16 protein-coding genes are annotated in these 21,179 nt (G+C 61.1%); 7 read left to right on the forward strand and 9 right to left on the reverse strand.

Annotated features, from left to right (window positions below):
* The first annotated feature begins 208 nt into the window (after window positions 1-208).
* From M5B44_RS17810 to M5B44_RS17830, 5 genes are all read left to right on the forward strand, one after another.
* On the forward strand, window positions 209-2,014 hold the full coding sequence (locus M5B44_RS17810; RefSeq protein WP_248740023.1) for a phenylacyl-CoA dehydrogenase: 1,806 nt from the start codon (window positions 209-211) through the stop codon (window positions 2,012-2,014).
* Between the two features lie 261 nt (window positions 2,015-2,275).
* On the forward strand, window positions 2,276-4,390 hold the full coding sequence (locus M5B44_RS17815) for a cytochrome-c peroxidase (RefSeq protein ID WP_248740024.1): 2,115 nt from the start codon (window positions 2,276-2,278) through the stop codon (window positions 4,388-4,390).
* 208 nt (window positions 4,391-4,598) lie between these two features.
* The gene (locus M5B44_RS17820; RefSeq protein ID WP_114885924.1) at window positions 4,599-5,888 is read left to right on the forward strand and encodes a GGDEF domain-containing protein; all 1,290 of its coding nucleotides are present in this window, start codon (window positions 4,599-4,601) and stop codon (window positions 5,886-5,888) included.
* Window positions 5,889-5,978: 90 nt separating this feature from the next.
* The gene (locus M5B44_RS17825) at window positions 5,979-7,775 is read left to right on the forward strand and encodes an acyl-CoA dehydrogenase C-terminal domain-containing protein (protein WP_248740025.1); all 1,797 of its coding nucleotides are present in this window, start codon (window positions 5,979-5,981) and stop codon (window positions 7,773-7,775) included.
* Window positions 7,776-7,959: 184 nt separating this feature from the next.
* Window positions 7,960-9,738: an acyl-CoA dehydrogenase C-terminal domain-containing protein gene (locus M5B44_RS17830; RefSeq protein WP_248740026.1), complete on the forward strand. Its 1,779-nt coding sequence runs from the start codon at window positions 7,960-7,962 to the stop codon at window positions 9,736-9,738.
* Window positions 9,739-9,966: 228 nt separating this feature from the next.
* Here M5B44_RS17830 and M5B44_RS17835 read toward each other — a convergent pair whose 3' ends face one another.
* A complete protein-coding gene (locus M5B44_RS17835; protein ID WP_248740027.1) occupies window positions 9,967-10,896 on the reverse strand; it encodes a LysR family transcriptional regulator in 930 nt (309 codons plus the stop codon).
* A 169-nt stretch (window positions 10,897-11,065) separates the two neighbouring features.
* On the opposite strand from M5B44_RS17835, the gene M5B44_RS17840 reads away from it, so the two are divergent.
* Together M5B44_RS17840 and M5B44_RS17845 are read left to right on the forward strand one after the other, a co-directional pair.
* Entirely contained in the window at window positions 11,066-12,349 is a 1,284-nt protein-coding gene (locus tag M5B44_RS17840; RefSeq protein WP_248740028.1) for an aspartate aminotransferase family protein, read from the forward strand.
* Window positions 12,350-12,556: 207 nt separating this feature from the next.
* The gene (locus tag M5B44_RS17845; protein WP_065259115.1) at window positions 12,557-12,715 is read left to right on the forward strand and encodes a YqaE/Pmp3 family membrane protein; all 159 of its coding nucleotides are present in this window, start codon (window positions 12,557-12,559) and stop codon (window positions 12,713-12,715) included.
* 3 nt (window positions 12,716-12,718) lie between these two features.
* On the opposite strand, the gene M5B44_RS17850 is transcribed toward M5B44_RS17845, so the two are convergent.
* From M5B44_RS17850 to M5B44_RS17885, 8 genes are all read right to left on the reverse strand, one after another.
* Complete coding sequence (locus M5B44_RS17850; RefSeq protein ID WP_248740029.1) at window positions 12,719-14,527, reverse strand: alpha/beta hydrolase family protein; 1,809 nt, start codon at window positions 14,525-14,527, stop codon at window positions 12,719-12,721.
* Window positions 14,493-15,629, reverse strand: coding sequence for a pyrroloquinoline quinone biosynthesis protein PqqE (gene pqqE / locus M5B44_RS17855; protein ID WP_412546975.1), 1,137 nt, complete (start codon window positions 15,627-15,629; stop codon window positions 14,493-14,495). Before pqqE ends, M5B44_RS17850 begins: the two co-directional genes overlap by 35 nt.
* A gap of 7 nt (window positions 15,630-15,636) precedes the next feature.
* A complete protein-coding gene (gene pqqD, locus M5B44_RS17860) occupies window positions 15,637-15,912 on the reverse strand; it encodes a pyrroloquinoline quinone biosynthesis peptide chaperone PqqD (protein WP_007959876.1) in 276 nt (91 codons plus the stop codon).
* Window positions 15,909-16,661, reverse strand: coding sequence for a pyrroloquinoline-quinone synthase PqqC (gene pqqC, locus M5B44_RS17865; RefSeq protein ID WP_011336228.1), 753 nt, complete (start codon window positions 16,659-16,661; stop codon window positions 15,909-15,911). Before pqqC ends, pqqD begins: the two co-directional genes overlap by 4 nt.
* Before the next feature lie 21 nt (window positions 16,662-16,682).
* Window positions 16,683-17,594, reverse strand: a complete 912-nt coding sequence (gene pqqB / locus M5B44_RS17870; RefSeq protein WP_007959878.1) for a pyrroloquinoline quinone biosynthesis protein PqqB — start codon at window positions 17,592-17,594, stop codon at window positions 16,683-16,685.
* A gap of 84 nt (window positions 17,595-17,678) precedes the next feature.
* Window positions 17,679-17,753, reverse strand: coding sequence for a pyrroloquinoline quinone precursor peptide PqqA (pqqA, locus tag M5B44_RS17875; protein WP_003444522.1), 75 nt, complete (start codon window positions 17,751-17,753; stop codon window positions 17,679-17,681).
* A gap of 159 nt (window positions 17,754-17,912) precedes the next feature.
* A complete protein-coding gene (gene pqqF, locus M5B44_RS17880) occupies window positions 17,913-20,339 on the reverse strand; it encodes a pyrroloquinoline quinone biosynthesis protein PqqF (RefSeq protein WP_248740031.1) in 2,427 nt (808 codons plus the stop codon).
* A gap of 38 nt (window positions 20,340-20,377) precedes the next feature.
* Complete coding sequence (locus M5B44_RS17885; RefSeq protein WP_007959880.1) at window positions 20,378-21,172, reverse strand: carbon-nitrogen hydrolase family protein; 795 nt, start codon at window positions 21,170-21,172, stop codon at window positions 20,378-20,380.
* Window positions 21,173-21,179: the final 7 nt, after the last annotated feature.

The raw sequence follows: 21,179 nt of genomic DNA on the forward strand, positions 1-21,179 counted from the left end.
CTCAACTAATCTTTTTTCATTGCACATGGCTCGTCCGGGCGCATGTCGTGGTGCTGTGTCCGGCGTTCGGAAAATGTGATGACGAATGGCAAAAGAACGACGCTTGACAAGATTTCGGCGTAAACGTATGTTTCAAACAACTGTTTGACCGTCACAACAAATCAATGCGGTCGTTCATTCCCGGTTACATCAGCAGAGGTTTATCGCTATGCCTGACTACAAGGCCCCCTTGCGTGATATTCGCTTCGTTCGTGACGAACTGCTCGGCTACGAAGCGCACTATCAGAGCCTTCCAGCGTGCGCAGAGGCAACGCCGGACATGGTTGACGCCATTCTCGAAGAGGGCGCCAAGTTTTGTGAGCAGGTGCTGGCACCGCTGAACCGCGTGGGCGACATCGAAGGTTGCACCTGGAGCGAGTCCGGCGTGAAAACCCCGACCGGCTTCAAAGAGGCCTACAAGCAATTCGTCGAAGGCGGCTGGCCAAGCCTGGCCCATGACGTCGAGCACGGCGGTCAAGGCCTGCCTGAGTCGCTGGGTCTGGCTGTAAGCGAAATGGTCGGCGAAGCCAACTGGTCGTGGGGCATGTACCCGGGCCTGTCGCACGGTGCAATGAACACCATTTCCGAGCACGGGACCCCAGAGCAGCAGGAAGCCTATCTGACCAAACTGGTCTCCGGCGAATGGACCGGCACCATGTGCCTGACCGAGCCGCACTGCGGCACCGACCTGGGCATGCTGCGCACCAAGGCCGAACCTCAGGCCGACGGTTCCTACAAGGTTTCCGGCACCAAGATCTTCATCTCGGCCGGTGAACACGACATGGCCGACAACATCGTCCACATCGTACTGGCCCGCCTGCCGGATGCACCGGCCGGCACCAAAGGCATTTCCCTGTTTATCGTTCCGAAGTTCCTGCCGAATGCCGATGGCACCGTTGGCGCCCGCAACGCTGTGAGCTGCGGTTCGCTGGAACACAAGATGGGCATCCACGGCAACGCCACTTGCGTGATGAACTTCGACGGCGCCACCGGTTTCCTGATCGGCCCGGCGAACAAAGGCCTGAACTGCATGTTCACCTTCATGAACACCGCACGTCTGGGTACCGCGCTGCAAGGTCTGGCCCACGCCGAAATCGGCTTCCAGGGCGGCTTGAAATACGCTCGCGATCGTCTGCAAATGCGCTCCCTGACTGGCCCGAAAGCGCCCGAAAAGGCCGCTGACCCGATCATCGTGCACCCTGACGTACGCCGCATGCTGTTGACCATGAAAGCATTCGCCGAAGGCAACCGTGCGATGGTGTACTTCACCGCCAAACAGGTCGACATCGTCAAATACGGCGTGGACGAAGAAGAGAAGAAGAAAGCCGACGCATTGCTGGCCTTCATGACGCCGATCGCCAAGGCGTTCATGACCGAAGTCGGTTTCGAATCCGCCAACCACGGCGTGCAGATCTACGGCGGCCACGGCTTCATCGCCGAGTGGGGCATGGAGCAGAACGTTCGCGACAGCCGCATTTCGATGCTGTACGAAGGCACCACCGGCATCCAGGCACTCGACCTGCTGGGCCGTAAAGTGCTGATGACTCAAGGCGAGGCTCTGAAAGGCTTCACCAAGATCGTCCACAAGTTCTGCCAGAACAACGAAGGCAACGAAGCCGTCAAAGAATTCGTCACCCCGTTGGCTGCTCTGAACAAAGAGTGGGGCGAGCTGACCATGAAGGTCGGTATGGCCGCCATGAAAGACCGCGAAGAAGTCGGCGCGGCCTCCGTGGACTACCTGATGTACTCCGGTTACGCCTGCCTGGCCTATTTCTGGGCCGACATGGCGCGTCTGGCTGCTGAAAAGCTGGCTGCCGGCACTACCGATGAGGCGTTCTACACCGCCAAGCTGCAAACCGCGCGCTTCTACTTCCAGCGCATCCTGCCGCGTACCCGTACGCACGTGGCAACCATGCTGTCGGGTGCCAACAACCTGATGGACATGAAGGAAGAGAACTTCTCGCTGGGCTACTAAGCCTTAACGCGGTCGTTCTGCAAACCGCTGCTCCTTCGGGGGCAGCGGTTTTTTTGTGCCCGGATTTCCCCAATCCCGGGGCTGATTCCCCAGCGTAGATGACGGCTTTGCTCAGCCGATCCCCTGTGCTTATTGATTCAAGATGTTTCCAGAAGAGTGGCCAATTAATTGCACTGCCCGAATTACCGGTGCTAACGAGAACTGCCTGCTCAAAGAAGCATGACGCCCCGGCACTTAACAACAACAGTCAGGGTGAAGCCTATGAACATCAGTCGACTCGCTCGTTTGACCTTCTGGTTACCCATCGCGCTGTCAGTCCACAGCGCATGGGCCGCCGACCCCGCCGAAGTCGATCCTCCCGTGCCGGAGGTTCCGTCGCTGCAGTCGTTGCGCGGGATGGTGCCGCCCGATCCGTCCGGGACCGAAGGCGGACGCAAGGTCGACTTGATGACCGACTACGTGCTCAACCGCTCTGCCGCAATCCTGTTGGGCAAGGCGTTGTTCTGGGACATGGAGATCGGCAGCGACGGCGCGACTGCATGCGCCTCCTGCCACTACCATGCCGGCGTCGATCACCGCATCACCAACCAGATCAACCCCGGCCAGGCCAACACCAACGCCAACGTCGCGTCGATTTTCAACAAGCCGTTTGTGGCCTCCGACATTCCCGGTGACGTGGCGACCTACTCAACGTCGTCCGGTGGCAAGGGCGGGCCGAACTACACGCTGAAGAAAACCGACTTTCCGACTCATGTGCTGAGCAATCCGCTGGAGCGCAACTCACCGATCGTTTTCTCGACTGACGATGTGGTCGGTTCCCAAGGCGTGTTCGATGCCAACTTCGTCAAACCCAACCAGCCGCGTTTCGACAAATGCACCCAGCAGCCGGACGGCCTGTTTCAGGTCGGCGGCATAAACGTTCGCCGCAGCACCGGACGCAATGCGCCGTCGGTGATCAACGCCGCATTCAACGTGCGCAACTTCTGGGACGGCCGGGCCAACAACGTTTTCAACGGATTTTCGCCGTTCGGCAATCGCGACCCGGATGCGGGGATCTACGTGACCAGCGAACGCAGCACGGTCGCGACCAAAGTCAGGCTGGCACTCAACGATGCGTCTGCCGCCTCGCAAGCTGTCGGCCCGCCCGGCAGCCCTGTGGAAATGTCCTGCGGTGGCCGTACCTTTGCCGACATCGGTCGCCGGATGCTCGACACGCTGATGCTCAAGCAGCAACGGATTTCCTCCAGCGACTCTGTGCTGGGCCCAGTGTCCGGTGCGCGGCGTCCGACTTATCGCGAACTGATCAAGAATGCCTTCCAGCCCCGGCTGTGGAACGCCACGCAAAACGTGTTGGTGGGCGGGGCGCCGTACACCCAGATGGAAGCCAACTTCCCGCTGTTCTTCGGCCTGGCGATCCAGATGTACGAAGCCACGCTGATCTCCGATCAGGCACCGATCGATGCTTACCTGCAAGGCGATCACACCGCCATGAACGCGCAGCAGGTCGAGGGCATGAACCTGTTCCTCGGCAAGGGCAAATGCGTCAATTGCCACGGCGGCGCTGAGCTGACCAACGCGGCCAGCCGTTTGCTGATGCACCCGCGTGAGCGCATTGAGCGGATGGTGATGGCCGACAACCTGACGACCCTCTACGACAATGGCTTCTACAACACCGGTGTCCGCCCGACTTCGGAAGATCTGGCTCTCGGTGGTGCGGATGCCTGGGGTAATCCGTGGTCGTTCACCCGCCAGTACAACACGGTGCTGCAGGGCGGAAAATCCGTCGATCCGCTGGATGTCGACGTGTGCACCTTCGAAGCTCCGCTGAGTGCAGCGATTCCGTGCGATGCCACGCTCAAGCCGAATGTCGGGTTCCGCGATTCGGTGGACGGCGCATTCAAGACCCCGACCCTGCGCAACATTGCCCTGACCGGCCCGTACTTCCACAACGGCAGTCGCGCCACGCTCAAACAGGTCATGGAGTTCTACAACCGTGGCGGCGACCGGCGCGGTGAGGATGCCAACAACACCAGCGGCTTCGAGCACCCGGCGGTGAATCAGCACAACACCTCCAACCTCGATCCGGACATGACGGCGCTGAACCTGACGCCCGAAGAAATCGACGCGCTGGTGAAATTCATGGAGGTCGGCCTGACCGATCCGCGCGTCGCCTGGGAACGGGCGCCATTCGATCATCCGTCGCTGGTGATTCCGCAGGGCCACGTCGGTGATGAAAATGCCGTGACCCAGCGCCCGGCCAGTCCGAAAGTCACGACTCGTCAGGCAACGGATGCGGTGCTCAATCTCAAGCCTTATGGCGCTGAAGGCCGGCCGGCGGCGGAGGGACCGTTGCAGCCGTTCTACAACGATCTTTGAGGGGAAATGATCGTCATGGCCATCACGCATGGTGGCCATGACGAAAGTTTCATGCCCGCCAAGGAAAAAACCTTGATTGGAGGCTCAGAAACCGGGGGATCCGGCCGTTAAAGAGACAACCTGTGATCTGGATCACATTGTGTGTGCTTAACTGGCCACATTGCAGGCACAATGCCATCTCTTTGCCAAGACGGTCGGAGCTTTACCCTTGCCGCGTTCTTCCGCTGTACGTTTCAGTCATTTCATTCCTTCACTGCTGTTGTTGCTTGCGGGGTTGGCGGCTGCGTACGTCAAAGACCTCAACGTGTTCTTCACCTCGCTGTTCAACGTGTTGCCAACCTTGGTGCTGTTGCTCGGCGGGTCGTATTGCGCGGTTTACCGACGCCAGCGCGAACTGTTTCTGATGGTCACGGTGTACATCGCCTACTTCCTGCTCGACACCCAGACCGACTATTACCGCGACAACGGCAAGGTGCGCGAAGACGCGGCCGTGGTGTTCCATCTGGTGTGTCTGCTGCTGCCCTTGTTGTTCGGTCTGTTTGCGGCGTGGCAGGAGCGCACGCACCTGTTTCAGGACATGGTGGCGCGGTTTGCCGTGCTGCTGGCGTTTGGCAGCGTGGCGCTGGGGCTTGAGCAAAGTTACCCGCAGGCGTTGCTGATGTGGCTATCGGAGATCCGCTGGCCGGCCCTGCACGGTGCGTGGATGAGCCTGATCCAGATGTCCTATCCGGTGTTCCTCTCGGCGTTCCTGTTGCTGGCCTGGCAGTACTGGCGCAACCCGCGTCCGCTGCACGCGGCGCAACTGGTGGGGTTGCTCGGGGTGTTCTGGATGTTGCCGAAAACCTTCATCCTGCCGTTCACCCTGAACATCATGTGCAGTCAGGTGATGTTGATGATCGCCGCTGCGGTGGCGCACGAGGCTTATCAAATGGCCTTCCGTGACGAGCTCACCGGTCTGCCGGGCCGTCGCGCACTCAACGAACGGATGCAGCGGCTGGGTCGCAACTACGTGCTGGCGATGAGCGACGTCGATCACTTCAAGAAATTCAACGACACCCATGGTCACGACGTGGGTGACCAGGTCTTGCGACTGGTCGCCAGCAAGCTGTCCAAAATCAGCGGTGGCGGCAGGGCGTATCGCTACGGTGGTGAGGAATTTGCCCTCGTGTTTGCGGGCAAGACCCTTGAAGAGTGCATGCCGCACCTGGAAGTCATCCGCGAGTCGATTGCGTCCTACAACATCCAGCTGCGCAATCAGGAAAACCGCCCGCAGGACGATCAGCAGGGGCGTCAGCGACGGGGCGGCTCCGGTGCGTCCAGTGTATCGGTCACGGTCAGTATCGGTGTCGCCGAACGGGTCGAGCAGCGTACCCCGGAAGACGTGCTCAAATCCGCCGACCAGGCGCTCTACGCCGCCAAGGGCGCGGGACGCAACTGCGTGATGGCGTTCGGGCAGAACCGCCGTGGAGCGGTGCGCATGGACAGCGCTGCGGGTTGAGTGATGACGGCGCATTCAGCGTCTGGACAGTGATTGTGGGGCAGGGTGGCCGGCAGTAGGGTGAAACGATCTGCTGACGGAGAAGCCACCATGCCCGAGTACAAAGCTCCCCTGCGCGACATGCGCTTTCTGATCGACCACGTCTTCGACTTCCACACCCGGTACGCGGCCCTCGGCGCCCATGACGCCAGCCCGGACATGGTCAACGCGATCCTCGAGGAGGGCGCGAAGTTCTGTGAGAACGTTCTGGCACCGCTCAATCGCAGCGGTGACGAAGAAGGCTGCCATTTCGACAACGGTGTGGTGACAACGCCTGCAGGCTTCAAGCAAGCCTTCGCACAATACGTGGAAGGCGGCTGGCACGGTCTGGCAGCGGATCCGGCCTACGGCGGCCAAGGCCTGCCGAGTTCGCTGGGGCTGGTGATCAGCGAAATGGTCGCCTCCAGCAACACCTCCTGGGGCATGTACCCGGGCCTGACCCACGGTGCCATGTCGGCGATCCACGCCCACGGCACCGACGAACAGAAAAACACCTATCTGCGCAAACTCACCGCCGGGCAGTGGACCGGCACCATGTGCCTGACCGAAGCCCATTGCGGCACCGACCTGGGCATCATCAAGACCCGCGCCGTGCCCCGGGCCGACGGCAGTTATGCGATCACCGGCAGCAAGATTTTCATCTCCGCCGGCGAACACGACATGAGCGACAACATCATTCATCTGGTGTTGGCCAAACTGCCGGATGCCCCGGCCGGGACCAAGGGGATTTCGCTGTTCATCGTGCCGAAATTCCTGCCGGATGCAGCCGGTGAGGCGGGGGAACGCAACGGCGTTTCCTGCGGTTCGATCGAGCACAAGATGGGCATCAAGGCCTCGGCCACCTGCGTGCTGAACTTCGATGACGCCAAAGGCTTCCTGATCGGCGAGCCGAACAAAGGCCTGAATTGCATGTTCACCATGATGAACCACGCGCGCCTCGGCACCGGGATGCAGGGCCTGTGTCTGGGCGAGGCAAGTTTCCAGGGCGCAATCAAATACGCCAACGACCGTCTGCAGATGCGCGCCTTGACCGGCGCCAAAGCCCCGGATAAACCGGCCGACCCGATCATCGTCCACCCGGACGTGCGGCGCATGCTGCTGACCATGAAAGCCTTCAACGAAGGCAACCGCGCGCTGACCTATTTCACCGCGCAGTTGCTCGATGTCGCGCACTTGAGCCCGGACGCCGACGCGCGTCAGGAGGCCGAAGATCTGTTGGCGTTTCTGACGCCGATCTGCAAGGCGTTCATGACCGACACCGGGCTGGAAGTGACCAACCACGGCATGCAGGTGTTCGGTGGCCACGGTTTCATCCGTGAGTGGGGCATGGAACAACTGGTTCGCGATTGTCGGATCGCGCCGATCTACGAAGGCACCAACGGTATTCAGGCGTTGGATCTGCTGGGGCGCAAAGTCCTTGGCAGCCAGGGCAAGCTGCTGCGCAATTTCACCAAAATCGTCCACAAATTCTGTGCGGCGAATGCCGGGCATGCGCAACTGGGCGGGTTTGTCGCGCAGCTCGATGGCCTCAATCAGCAGTGGGGCGAGCTGACCCTGCAGGTCGGCATGGCGGCGATGAAGAATCCGGATGAGGTCGGCGCCGCGTCGGTGGATTACCTGATGTACAGCGGTTACATCGTCCTCGGCTATTTGTGGCTGCGTATGGCGCTGGTCGCTCAGGCGCAGTTGGAGTGGGGCGAGGGTGATGGCGATTTCTGCCAGGGCAAACTGGCGACGTGCGAGTTTTACTTCAAGCGGTTGTTGCCACGTACTGCGGCGCATCGTGGGGCCATCGAGGCAGGCAGTGATTGCCTTATGAAACTGCCGGCGCAATTGTTCTCGCTGTAAAACGTCACTGTTAAACAAAAGAGCCCGCTGATTGCGGGCTTCTTTTTGGGCACAAGGCAGTGACTAAAAATAACAAAACAGTCATGGCCTGACCCTATGTGTCGCAAAAGTTGTTGGGTTACACTCCAGCTCAACGAAATCACCCTTCCACGAATCACCTGTTTAGATCTTTGCGAGGTTTGCCATGGCTGACTACAAAGCGCCGCTGCGCGATATGCGCTTCGTCCTCAATGAAGTGTTCGAAGTCGCCAAACTCTGGGCCGAACTGCCGGCCCTGGCCGAGACCGTCGACGCGGAAACCGTTGAAGCCATTCTCGAAGAAGCCGGCAAGGTCACCAGCAAAAGCATCGCGCCCCTGAGCCGTGCGGCCGACGAAGAAGGCTGCCACTGGGCCGACGGTGCCGTCACCACGCCGGCCGGTTTCCCACAGGCCTATCAGACTTATGCCGAAGGCGGCTGGGTCGGTGTTGGCGGTGATCCGGAATACGGCGGCATGGGCATGCCCAAAGCCGTGTCGGCTCAGGTCGAAGAAATGGTCAACTCCGCCAGCCTGTCCTTCGGTCTGTACCCGATGCTGACGGCCGGCGCCTGCCTGTCGATCAACGCCCACGCCAGCGAAGAGCTGAAAGCCGCGTACCTGCCGAACATGTACGCCGGCGTCTGGGCCGGTTCCATGTGCCTGACCGAACCGCATGCCGGTACCGACCTGGGCATCATCCGCACCAAGGCCGAACCTCAGGCCGACGGTTCCTACAAGGTCAGCGGCACCAAGATCTTCATCACCGGCGGTGAGCACGACCTGACCGAAAACATCATCCACCTGGTGCTGGCCAAGCTGCCGGACGCACCGGCGGGGCCAAAAGGCATTTCGCTGTTCCTGGTGCCGAAGTTCATGGTCAATGCCGATGGCAGCCTGGGCGCGCGCAATCCGGCGAACTGCGGTTCGATCGAACACAAGATGGGCATCCAGGCTTCGGCCACTTGTGTGATGAACTTCGACGAAGCCGTGGGTTACCTCGTCGGGGAGCCGAACAAGGGCCTGGCCGCGATGTTCACCATGATGAACTATGAGCGTCTGGGCGTCGGTATCCAAGGCCTGGCCACTGGCGAGCGCTCGTACCAGAACGCCCTCGAATACGCCCGTGACCGCCTGCAAAGCCGTGCGCCGACCGGCGCGCAGAACAAGGACAAGGTGGCCGACCCGATCATCGTTCACCCGGACGTGCGTCGCATGCTGCTGACCATGAAAGCCTCGAACGAAGGCGGCCGCGCGTTCTCCACCTACGTGGCGATGCAGCTCGATACCGCCAAGTTCAGTGAAGACGCCGCCACCCGCAAGCGTGCGGAAGACCTGGTTGCCTTGCTGACGCCAGTGGCCAAGGCATTCCTGACCGATCTGGGTCTGGAAACCACCGTCCACGGCCAGCAGATCTTCGGCGGCCACGGCTACATCCGTGAGTGGGGCCAGGAGCAACTGGTGCGTGACGTGCGCATCACCCAGATCTACGAAGGCACCAACGGCATTCAGGCGCTTGACCTGGTGGGCCGCAAGATCGTTGGTAGCGGCGGCGCGTTCTACAAGTTGTTCGCCGACGAGATCCGCCATTTCACCGCGACTGCCAGTGCTGATCAGGGCGAGTTCACCAAACCGCTGAATGACGCCGTCGACAACCTCGACGAGCTGACTTCGTGGCTGCTGGACCGGGCGAAAACCAACCCGAACGAAATCGGCGCTGCGTCGGTCGAGTACCTGCAAGCCTTCGGCTACACCGCTTACGCCTATATGTGGGCATTGATGGCCAAGGCGTCGCTGGGCAAGGAGGCGCAGGACGATTTCTACGCGAGCAAGCTCGGCACGGCGCGGTTCTATTTCGCCCGTCTGCTGCCGCGGATTCACTCGTTGAGCGCGTCGGTGAAGGCTGGCAGCGAGTCGCTGTTCCTGCTGGATGCTGCGCAGTTCTGATGATGTAACGTCATGTAAGCGATCTCTTACATGACGTGCTGCTGTTCTCCCATAGGCGTAGATTGGATCCAGAGCTAATCTACTTTCCATGGACGTCGCGCAGGAAGCGCAAAGCAACAACACGGACACGTAAGGATTCTGCCAGGGTGGCGGAGTGAAATGGATGTCAGGGAAACAGTCTGCAAAGCCCCGCTTCGGCGGGGTTTTCTTATGCCCGCAGAAAAGTTTTCAGCTCAGCGAATCCAGACCTGGCGCAGCGTTGAGCGGCTTTTCCTCGCGCTGCATCACTTCCTCCAGCAACGTCCGCAGCAAGGCCAACGACGCCTGCTGACGCTGCACATCGCGACACACCAAGCCCACCTTCAGCGGCACCCGGGGTTCGCTGATCGGTTTCCACAGCAAGTCCTGATCGTCGTACTCCTTCTGTGAGCGCCCCGGCAGCACCGTCGCCAGCCGTGTGTGCGGCAGGCTGTCGAGAATCCCCACCATGTTGTTCAGTTCCGCCTGTACCTGCGGGCGGCGCCCGAGGCTGGCCAGTTGTGCCTGCCAGATCTGGCGGATCTGGAATTCCTCGCCCAGCAGCAACATGGGCAATTCTGCAGCCTGGCTCATCGAGACTTTCTTGAATTCCCGCAGCGGATGATCTGCCGGGATGACCAGTGTCAGTTCATCTTCGTACAGCATCACACCGTGCAGCCCCGGCTGGCGTGGCGGCAGATAGCTGATGCCGATATCCAGCGAACCGTTGAGCAGTCGTCGCTCGATCTCCAGCCCCGTCAGTTCATAAATCTGTACCACCAGATGGGGCTGGGCCTTGCGTACTCTTTCAAGCATTTGCGGCACCAGGCTGGTGTGCACGGTTTGCAGCACACCGATCGCCAGCGTACGCAGCGCCTGGCCCTTGAAATTGCCCAGCGCTTCACGCGCCCGCTGCATGCCGTCGAGCAATGGCAGCGCGTGGTTGTACAGCGTGTGGGCGGCCAGGGTCGGCAGCAGGCGTTTGCTGCTGCGTTCGAACAGGGTGACGTCGAGGTTCTGTTCCAGATGGCGGATCTGCTGGGACAGCGCGGGTTGAGAGATCGACAGGCGCTCGGCGGCACGCCCGACATGGCCTTCTTCGTAGACCGCGACGAAATAACGCAGTTGTTTGAAATCCATAAGTGATACTTATCGAAAATGCTGGGAAATCGAAATGGCTCGGCGCCTTGAAGACGCCTAGTCTAACCGCATTCACAAGGCTTACAGGGCCGGAAAGCGCAATGACCAGCGTTTGCTTCGAAAGTGTTTACATAGGCAGTTCAAAAAACCTCAATCGAGGTTTTTTTCAATGAATCTGTTCAGCTTGCGGCGCCAGGCGCCGAGCCTCGATGACCTGGCTTTTAAAACCCATGAATCGGATGCCGCTGATGGCCTGAATGCCGAGCGCCTGATGCCCAGCGTCGAGCGCCCGCAGCAGGTTTTTGTTCGCGGCCAGGGATCCTGGTTGTGGGACAGCAATGACCGCGCCTACCTGGACTTTTCCCAGGCCGGCGGCGCCAACAGCCTGGGCCACAGCCCTTCGGCGCTGGTCAAAGCCATCGCGGGTCAGGCCCAGGCCCTGATCAATCCCGGATTCAATCTGCACAACCGCGGCATGCTCAGTCTCGCCGAGCGTTTGTGTGCCAGCACTTCCAGCGATCAGGCGTATCTGCTCAATAGTGGCAGCGAAGCCTGTGAAGCCGCGATCAAACTGGCGCGCAAATGGGGCCAGCTGCATCGCGGCGGCGCCTCGCGGATCATTGTCGCCAGACAAGGCTGTCACGGACGTAGTCTGGCGACGATTTCGGCGTCGGACAGTTGCAACCTGCACAATCGCTTCGCACCGCTGCTGCCGGGCTTCGATCTGGTGCCGTTCAACGACCTGCCGGCGCTGCATGCAGCCGTCGATGCGCAGACCGTGGCGATCATGCTCGAACCGATCCAGAGCGATGCCGGTGTCATTCCAGCGACCGAGCATTACCTCAAGGGTGTCGAGCGCCTGTGCCGTGAACTGGGAATTCTGCTGATCCTCGACGAAGTGCAGACCGGCATCGGCCGCTGTGGCACCTTGCTCGCCGAACAATCCTACGGCGTTCGCGCCGATATCGTCGTGCTCGGCAAGGGCCTTGGCGGTGGCGTACCGCTGGCTGCGCTGCTGGCGCGAGGCAAGGCGTGCTGTTTCGACTTCGGCGAGCTGGGCGGTACGCATCACGGCAACGCCCTGATGACCGCTGCCGGCCTGGTGGTACTCGACAGTGTGCAGGACCGCGCCTTCCTCGAACAGATCCGGGACAACGGCCAGCATCTGCGCGAAGGGCTCGCCCGTCTGGCCCATCGTTATGAACATGGCGAGTTGCGCGGGCAAGGGCTGTTCTGGGGACTGACCCTGTCGGAAGACTCCGCCGAGGCCGTGGTCAAAGCCGCGCTTCATGAAGGCTTGTTGCTCAACGCCCCACAAGCCAACTGCCTGCGCTTCACCCCGGCGCTTACCGTCAGCAAGGCCAACATCGACGAAATGCTCCTGCGCCTGGCCCGCGCCTTCTCCCGGGTACGCACGGCGCAACTGCAATGCCGCAAAGGGATTGCCGTCTGAGCTGAAGTTTCCCACCCGAATTCAAGAACCGTCTCGCGGTATAACGCACGCCCTACGCCTGATTCTTTTGGCGTGGGGCGTTTTTTTGTGGCCGGGTAATGGCAAGTAGATGGCGAGATCACGGGTTGCACTGAACCCTGACAAACGGCACAGGTCGATTAGCTTGTATGGCTCAGTCGAGCCAGCCCCCCAATCAGGAGCTGCCCCATGGACTTCATCCGCATCATCATCGCCATTATCTTGCCGCCGCTGGGTGTGTTTCTGCAGGTCGGGTTCGGCGGCGCGTTCTGGCTGAATATCCTGCTGACGCTGTGCGGTTACATCCCTGGGATCGTGCACGCGGTGTACATCATCGCCAAGCGCTGAGTTTCAGTCCGCCAGGCCCATGACTCGCCGATAGAAACGCCATTCCTGCTCCAGCGCATGGGCCTGATTGACGGCCCGGCGGAAGCCGTGGCGTTCGTCGGCGTAGTAATGCGCTTCGACCTCGATGCCGTTGTGCTCCAGGGCCGCGACCATGTCGCGGGTCTGTTGCGGCACGACCACGGCGTCCAGTTCACCCTGAAAGAAAATCACCGGCACGCGAATGTTGCCGGCGTGCAGCAACGGTGTGCGGGCGGCGTAGCGTTCGGCGTCTTGCTCGGGATCGCCGATCAGCCAGTCCAGATAATCGCCTTCGAACTTGTGTGTCGCGCGGCCAAGCGCTACCGGGTCGCTGACGCCGTACAGGCTGGCGCCGGCGCGGAACACTTGATGGAACGCCAGTGCGCACAGCGTCGTGTAACCACCGGCGCTGCCGCCACGGATGAATGCACGCTCGCCGTCGATCATGCCGCGATCATTCAGGTAGGCCACCACCGCACAGGCATCCTCGACATCCACCGCGCCCCAACTCAGATGCAACGCCTGCCGATATTCCCGGCCATAGCCGCTGCTGCCACGGTAGTTGAGGTCGGCGACGGCGAAGCCGCGTTGCGTCCAGTACTGGATGCGCGGGTCGAGCATCGGGTAGCAGGCCGACGTCGGGCCTCCGTGAATGAACACCACCAGCGGCGGTTTGGCATCGCCATTGGTGGCCGGATAAAAGAAGCCGTGCGCTTCACCTGAACCGCTGGGATAGCGCAGGGTTTGCGGTCGGCTGATGCGCTCGGGGGGCAACGGTGCGACGCCGCCGGCCAGCACTTTCACTTCACGGGATTCGCGATCAATGGCGAGTACCGCTGAAGGGCTGATCGGTGAAGCGGCGATGCAGTAAATGAATTGATCATCGACCGCCAGATGACGGAAACGGCTGTAGTCGCCGGTGAAGTCTTCGCCGTTGAGCGCCAGACGACCAAAACCGCCTTCGCTCCAACTTGCCAAAAAGCCTTCGTCGATGGGCAGCCAGGTGCAGCCGCCGAGTTGCCACGGCGCCGGCGCGTGATCGGCTTCGGCACAGGGCAACATTCGCAAGCCTTCTGCGGACTCGATCCACGGTTGCCAATATCCGTCACGATCAGTCAGACAGCCCAATCGGCCACTGGCATCGAAGCGCGGTTGCTGGATCGACTCTTCAAGCGTTTCACCGGCCACGCAACGTGGGGCAGAAAATCCACTACTTGCGAGCTCGGCGAGCATCAAACGGGTGGACGTCCACGGCTGATGCGGGTGGCTCCACTCGATCCATGCCAGGCGCTGACCGTCCGGGCTGATGATCGGCGATGCGTAAAAGTCTGCGCCTTCAACCAGCATGTGGCGGGAGCCAGTCGCAAGATCGATGGCCACCAGCCGATGGCAATCACCGTTCTCTTCAACGGCCAGCACCTGCCCGTTGGCAAAATGCAGATCGCCATACCGACACTCGCTCGACGTCAACGCCTCAGGCTCGCCATCCAGCGTCTGGCGATACAGCTGCTGATCCGCCTCGTTGACGAAAACCACGCCATCAGGCGTCAGACAAAACGCCCCACCGCCATATTCGTACACACGGCTGCGCACGCTGAATCCCGCAGGTGTCAGGCATTTCGCTACGCCATCGCGCCAGTGCCAGATCCGGCACGCGGCGTCTGCCGGCCGGTATTCGTTCCAGAACAAACCATGGGCGCCGAGCTGCAGTTCGGCGAAATCCACACCGGCAGCAACGGCGGCAGTGGCGCTGAAGGGCTCAGCCTTTGGCGATGAGGCGCGAGTTTCGTTCATTGCGAAAGGCCAGTTGTTCGATGGTCTGGGTGGCGTGCTCGGCTTCTTCGCGGGCCTTGAGGATCACGCCGTGATGTTCGGACTTGCTGCACACAGGGTCTGCATTGCTGGCATCGCCGGTGAGCATGAACGCCTGGCAGCGGCAGCCGCCGAAGTCCTGTTCTTTCTCGTCGCAGGAGCGGCACGGCTCGGGCATCCAGTCATAACCGCGAAAGCGGTTGAAGCCGAACGAGTCGTACCAGATGTGCTGCATGCTGTGGTCGCGCACATTGGGAAATTGTACCGGCAGCTGTCGGGCACCATGACAGGGCAGGGCGGTGCCGTCCGGCGTGACCGTCAGAAACAGACTGCCCCAGCCGTTCATGCAGGCTTTCGGGCGCTCTTCGTAGTAGTCCGGGGTGACGAAAATCAGTTTGCACGGATGCCCTTCGGCTTCCAGCTTGGTGCGGTATTCGTTGGTGATGCGTTCGGCGCGGACCAGTTGCTCTTTGGTCGGCAACAGGCCGACACGATTGAGCTGCGCCCAGCCGTAGAACTGGCAGGTGGCGAGCTCGACGAAGTCCGCCTCCAGTGCAATGCACAGCTCGATGATGCGGTCGATCTTGTCGATGTTGTGCCGATGGGTGACGAAGTTCAGCACCATCGGATAGCCGTGGGCCTTCACGGCGCGGGCCATTTCCAGTTTCTGCGCAAAGGCCTTTTTTGATCCGGCAAGCAGGTTGTTCACTTGCTCGTCGCTGGCCTGGAAACTGATCTGGATGTGATCGAGCCCGGCCTTCTTGAAGTCGCTGATCTTCTGCTCGGTCAGGCCGATGCCGGAGGTGATCAGGTTGGTGTAGAAACCCAACTGGCGCGCTTCACGGATCAGTTCGGCAAGGTCCTGGCGCACCAGCGGTTCGCCCCCGGAAAAGCCCAGTTGTGCCGCGCCCATCTCCCGCGCTTCGCGGAACACCTTAATCCATTGCTCGGTGCTCAGCTCTTTGCCCTGTTCCGCGAAATCCAGCGGATTGGAGCAGTACGGGCATTGCAGCGGGCAGCGATAGGTCAGCTCGGCGAGCAGCCACAGTGGCAGGCCGATTTCCGGTTTGGCCGGGACTTGCACCGATGACTCAGGCAAGTTCGATCCAGTGCTGCGCACGGGCAACCTCCATGAATTGCTCGATGTCGTCACCGAGCTCGGGTACGCCGGGGAACTGTCTGTCGAGTTCGGCGATGATCGCCGCGACATCTCGCTCACCGTCGATCAGGCCGCCGATCAACGCAGCACTTTCGTTGAGCTTGATCATGCCTTCCGGGTACAGCAGCACATGGCCTTTCTGCGCCGGTTCGTACTGGAAGCGGTAGCCGGGACGCCAGGTCGGGGTCTTGCTGCGGTCGAAACTCATAAGGCGATTCCTTTATGCCAGACCCGTTGATCGGTGACGCTGTGATACGGCGGGCGGTTCAGTTCGTAGGCCATGCTCATGGCATCGAGCATGCTCCAAAGGATGTCCAGTTTGAACTGGAGAATTTCCAGCATGCGCTCCTGGCCTTCGCGGGTCTTGTAGTGTTCGAGCGTGATCGCCAGACCATGCTCGACATCGCGCCGGGCCTGACCGAGGCGAGTGCGGAAGTACTCGTAGCCAGCCGGGTCGATCCACGGGTAATGCTGCGGCCAGCTGTCGAGGCGCGACTGGTGGATCTGCGGCGCGAACAGTTCGGTCAACGAACTGCTGGCGGCTTCCTGCCAACTGGCGCGGCGGGCGAAGTTGACGTAGGCGTCCACGGCGAAACGCACGCCGGGCAGCACCAGTTCCTGGGAGCGCAGTTGATCCGGATCGAGGCCGACGGCCTGGCCGAGACGCAGCCAGGCTTCGATGCCGCCGTCTTCGCCGGGGGCGCCGTCGTGGTCGAGCAGGCGCTGAATCCACTCGCGGCGGATCTCGCGATCCGGGCAGTTAGCCAGGATCGCCGCGTCTTTCAAGGGGATGTTCACCTGATAGTAGAAGCGGTTGGCAACCCAGCCCTGGATCTGCTCACGGGTGGCCCGGCCTTCATACATCGCCACGTGATACGGGTGATGAATGTGGTAATAAGCGCCCTTGGCGCGCAGGGCCGCTTCGAATTCGGCGGGGGACAGCGGGGTGTCGGTCATTGCGGTTCTCCGGGCCATTCTTTACAGGACGATGCTCATGCCGTCATACGCCACTTCAACATTGCGTCGCACCAATTCCGCGCGCTCCGGTGAGTCTTCGTCGAGAATCGGGTTGGTGTTGTTGATGTGGATAAGTACCTTGCGCTGCTCGGGAAGCTGTTCCAGCACTTCGAGCATGCCGCCGGGGCCGTTCTGCGCCAGGTGGCCCATTTCACGGCCGGTGCGAGTGCCGACGCCACGGCGCTGCATTTCATCGTCGTCCCACATCGTTCCGTCCACCAGCACGCAGTCGCTGCCGGCCATTATTTCCAGCAATGGTGCATCGACTTTGCCCAGGCCTGGGGCGTAGAACAGTTTGCCGCCGGTGCTGAGGTCTTCGACGATCAGGCCGATGTTGTCGCCCGGATGCGGGTCGAAGCGGTGCGGCGAGTAGGGCGGTGCGGCGCTGCGCAATGGCAGCGGGGTGAAACGCAGGTTCGGGCAGGCAGCGACGGTAAAGCTCTGGTCGAGTTCGATGCGGTTCCAGTCCAGCCCGCCGTTCCAGTGCTTGAGCATGGTGAACAGCGGGAAACCGGTGCTGAGGTCTTCGTGGACCATGTCCGTGCACCAGACCTGATGCGGGCAGCCTTCGCGCAGGCTGAGCAGGCCGGTGGTGTGGTCGATCTGGCTGTCCATCAGGATGATCGCGCTGATGCCGGTGTCGCGCAGGGCACGGCCCGGTTGCATCGGGGCGAAGCTCTGGAGCTGCGCGCGGATGTCCGGCGAGGCGTTGCACAGCACCCAGTTCACGCCGTCATCGGAAATCGCGATGGACGATTGGGTACGGGCCTGGGCATTCAGGCTGCCGTCGCGAAAACCGGCGCAATTGACGCAGTTGCAGTTCCACTGCGGAAAACCGCCACCGGCGGCCGAACCCAGAATCTGGACGAACATGAACGCTCCATCATTTCAACGCTGAAAATAAAACGCCCCGGCGAGCCGAGGCGTTGCACTGCAGTGTTCTGCTTGAGGCAGGACTCAGCGGCTGGCGAAGTACATGGTGACTTCGAAGCCGATGCGCAGGTCGGTGTAAGCAGGTTTGGTCCAGGCCATCGGGTGACTCCTTTTTCAGGTGGGTGAGATAGCGCTATCCATAGGTATAGTCCACGGCAGCGCAGGGATGTTCCAAATAGTTAGGTGGCTATGTTACTCAAAATGTCAGGGGGTTGGCCCGTGAATCTTTGAGAAAGCTCCTTGCAGCCCCGGTAATGATCATTTTGCCGCTTGCCAGGGCTCGCCCGGCGCAGGGGCGTTGGACAGGCCGTGCCAGCCGCCCTCGGCGCGGATCAGGCGCTGTGCGGCGGCCTGCAATGCCGGGCGATCCAGTTGAACGATGGCGCTACGCAATTGCACCAGATAATCCGACGAGTGGCCGGCGAGGCGGGCCTGCCACAGGAGCTCGGCCGCCTCTTTGCCGGACAGGGCGCTGTCATCGAACTGATCGGTAAGCGTCTGGCGTTGCTGGGTGAGGCTGGCGTCATCGAGTTGTTCGATAAGGGCTGGCAGGCCATTGAGAAACTGCTGAATGTGATTGAGCAATTGCGCTGCGGTAGCCGAGGGCGATTGCACGCCGAACAGCAATCCAGTCTGGCCATGGATCTGGTGCAACCCGCTGAACACTGCATAACCGAGTTGCAGTTCGACTCGCAGACGTTGGTAAAACGGCGTCTGGCACAGGTGCGCGAGCAGGCGCCACGCGGCTTCGTCGTCGATTTCCTGGCTGGCGGTCGGGCAGAACAGCAACAAGGCGTGTTCGCTGGAAGCACTTTCGATCTGGCGCCACAGGTAACCGGTGTTGATTGCTGACGGTGCGGGCAATTGATTGTCCGGTGTGCCGGGGATGCGACTCAGCGCCAGGCCCATGGCGGGTTGGGTCTGTGGGTTGAGGCTCAATGCCAGGCCATCCCAGCGGGAAGTTGTCCACAGGTGCGTGGCGTCATCGGATTCACCTGCCACTGGCAGGCACTGTTCGGGTAGTACTTTGAGCAGTTGGCGGATCGGTATCAGCGCAGGTTGCAGCTCGCCATTCGCGGAATCGACGCCCACTTGTGTCAGAGATTTCAGCGCATGTTCCAGCACAGCGGGCAGCGTGTCCTGCAGACCGGTCACTTTCAGCAACCACTGATTACCCGTGGTGCTGAACGACAACTCGACCCCGGCCTGACGTGCTTCATCCGACATTTCCCGCAGACTGCGTTGCAGTTTCGCTTGCAGCTCGGCCGTGGCCGCTGCTTCCGTTTGCCAGCGCACATACACCGCGCCTACGTCGCTGTTATCCGGCAGTGCCTGACTGAACTGCATCGGCGAGCGTTCACGGCGGCTGCGCGAGCGATCCTGAGCGAACGTGCGCAGACCCCGGTGAGCGCTGGTCTGGCCACGGATCAAGCCGGCGTTGGCCAGCGGTTCGGCTGTGCGCAGGAACGGGTTGGCAGCCGGCAGATGCCAATGGGGACTGAAGTTATCCACAGTGCCAATTATGCCGAGAGTCTCTTTGAGTGCCGTAACGGCCGATTCAGGCAGGCCGCTTTCGAGTTGTTCGCTGTCGAGGCGAGCGAGTTGCAGCGCACTGCTGACTTGCTGTTGACGCTGAAGCTGTTCCGCGTATTCCGCACGCAATGCTGGCCAGTCCTGCTGCGCTGCGAAGAAGCTCAGCCAGTCGAGAGATTGTGCGCGGATGGCGTCGAGTGATCCGGATGCCGCAGTGAGTTGAAGATGCAGCAAAGCCTGCCCGGCAAACTGATAGAGCGGAAACGCCTGTAACCCTTGCGCCAGACCCTGCTGCTGCAAATGCGCGAGCAACCCACCGGGTTTGGCGTTGTTCAACCAGTGACAGAGAAACGCCAGCGCTTCGGCCGATGACTTCGGCAGGTATTCCAATGCAAACAGCAGATTGCCGTGTCGCTCGCCGACCTGTTGATAACTTGCCTGCGGGTTGTCCATCAAGCGAACGGGCGCTGCCTGCTCAGTTTTATCCCCAGGTGTCAGCGCAGCAGCAAACTGCTCGGCCAGCGTTCGCAGCTCTTCAATGTTCTGCGGTCCTACCAGGCTCAGTGTCATCTGCCCGGTGCGATAAAACTGCTGGTGGAAGTCTTTCAACGCCTGCTGAAACTCCGCCTGCTCTACTGGCAGGCTGTCGCGATTCCCGGCATGAAAGCCGCGCAACGGATGCGCTGCTGACAGCCCTTCGAACAGCGCTTCTTTCTGCTGAGCATCGGTGTCCTGTGACCATGCGACAAACTCTGCCTGCAAGACTTCCCGTTCCCGCAACTGATCGTCCGGATTCATACGCGGACGGGCTAGCATGTCCGACAGGCGCTCCAGCCCGCCGCTGAAGGACGCCGGCGGCAATTCAAAGAAGAAATCGGTGGTGCGCTCGCGAGTGCTGGCGTTCACCTGGCCGCCGTGACCTTGTACGTAGGCTATCAGCCCTTGCTGTGCAGGAAAACGCTCGGTGCCGAGGAACAGCAAATGCTCAAGGAAGTGCGCCAGTCCTGGCCACGCCAACGGCACGTCATGACTGCCGGCAGCCACCCGCAACGCGGCGGCGCTGCGCTTCAGGCCGGGCACGTGACGCAGGGTCACGCGCAAGCCGTTGGCCAGGGTTTCGGTGTGGGGGCGGGGATAAGTCGGCGCAGGCATGGGCACTTCCGGAACAGTGAAGTGCCAATGCTAGCGGATTAGCGCTTGTTGAGCGCGTCGTAAAGTTCAGGGCGGCGGTCGTTGAAGTAGCGGTTGGCGCTGCGGGAGTCGACCATCAACTGGCGATCCAGCTCACCGACGATCAAGGCTTCGTCCAGTCCGGCCTGGGCGATGCGGCTGCCATCCGGCGCGGCAATGCTGCTTTGCCCGCAGTAATGGATGTCGCCTTCGTGGCCGCAGTAGTTGGCGTAAGCCACGTAGCACTGGTTTTCAAAGGCGCGGGAGCGCACCGAGACGTCGGCAATGAAATCGAAAGGAATCATGTTCGCCGTCGGCACCAGAATCAGCTCGGCACCTTCAAGGGCCAGGCGCCGGGCATTCTCCGGGAACTCCAGGTCGTAGCAGATCAGAAACCCGAGCTTCCAGCCGTTGAGCTCGACGATGGGGAACTCGCCATCGCCGGGGCTGAACATCGAGCGGTCCAGATCACCGAACAGATGCGTCTTGCGGTAATTGCACAGGCGCTCGCCGTTCGAGTCGATCAACTGTACGGCGTTGTAGATCTGCCCTTCGGCGGTGCGCTCAGGGTAACCGTAGAGAATCGCCAGGCCGGCAGCCTTGGCGATTCGTCCGACTTGCTGCGCCCATTCACCGTTGTAGACCTCGGCCAATGTCGCGACCGCCTCCTTGCCGATGTTGTAGCCGGTCAGGAACATCTCCGGCACCACCAGCAAATCGGCACCTTTGGCCTCCATCGCCAGTTGATGCAGGCGCTGGAGGTTGGCGGCCGGTTCCAGTGGCAGCGGTGGACATTGGTAAAGGGCTACACGCATCAGGGAT

Source organism: Pseudomonas sp. MWU12-2029 (assembly GCF_023242425.1).
Lineage (GTDB): Bacteria > Pseudomonadota > Gammaproteobacteria > Pseudomonadales > Pseudomonadaceae > Aquipseudomonas > Aquipseudomonas kribbensis.

Excerpts from the sequence above, each read along its gene's own strand:
- pqqF (WP_248740031.1), bottom strand. The coding sequence starts at position 20,339 with ATGCCTGCGCCGACTTATCCCCGCCCCCACACCGAAACCCTGGCCAAC.
- M5B44_RS17830 (WP_248740026.1), top strand. The coding sequence starts at position 7,960 with ATGGCTGACTACAAAGCGCCGCTGCGCGATATGCGCTTCGTCCTCAAT.
- M5B44_RS17825 (WP_248740025.1), top strand. The coding sequence starts at position 5,979 with ATGCCCGAGTACAAAGCTCCCCTGCGCGACATGCGCTTTCTGATCGAC.
- pqqD (WP_007959876.1), bottom strand. The coding sequence starts at position 15,912 with ATGAGTTTCGACCGCAGCAAGACCCCGACCTGGCGTCCCGGCTACCGC.
- pqqB (WP_007959878.1), bottom strand. The coding sequence starts at position 17,594 with ATGTTCGTCCAGATTCTGGGTTCGGCCGCCGGTGGCGGTTTTCCGCAG.
- M5B44_RS17835 (WP_248740027.1), bottom strand. The coding sequence starts at position 10,896 with ATGGATTTCAAACAACTGCGTTATTTCGTCGCGGTCTACGAAGAAGGC.
- pqqC (WP_011336228.1), bottom strand. The coding sequence starts at position 16,661 with ATGACCGACACCCCGCTGTCCCCCGCCGAATTCGAAGCGGCCCTGCGC.
- M5B44_RS17885 (WP_007959880.1), bottom strand. The coding sequence starts at position 21,172 with ATGCGTGTAGCCCTTTACCAATGTCCACCGCTGCCACTGGAACCGGCC.
- M5B44_RS17850 (WP_248740029.1), bottom strand. The coding sequence starts at position 14,527 with ATGAACGAAACTCGCGCCTCATCGCCAAAGGCTGAGCCCTTCAGCGCC.
- M5B44_RS17815 (WP_248740024.1), top strand. The coding sequence starts at position 2,276 with ATGAACATCAGTCGACTCGCTCGTTTGACCTTCTGGTTACCCATCGCG.
- M5B44_RS17840 (WP_248740028.1), top strand. The coding sequence starts at position 11,066 with ATGAATCTGTTCAGCTTGCGGCGCCAGGCGCCGAGCCTCGATGACCTG.
- M5B44_RS17845 (WP_065259115.1), top strand. The coding sequence starts at position 12,557 with ATGGACTTCATCCGCATCATCATCGCCATTATCTTGCCGCCGCTGGGT.
- M5B44_RS17810 (WP_248740023.1), top strand. The coding sequence starts at position 209 with ATGCCTGACTACAAGGCCCCCTTGCGTGATATTCGCTTCGTTCGTGAC.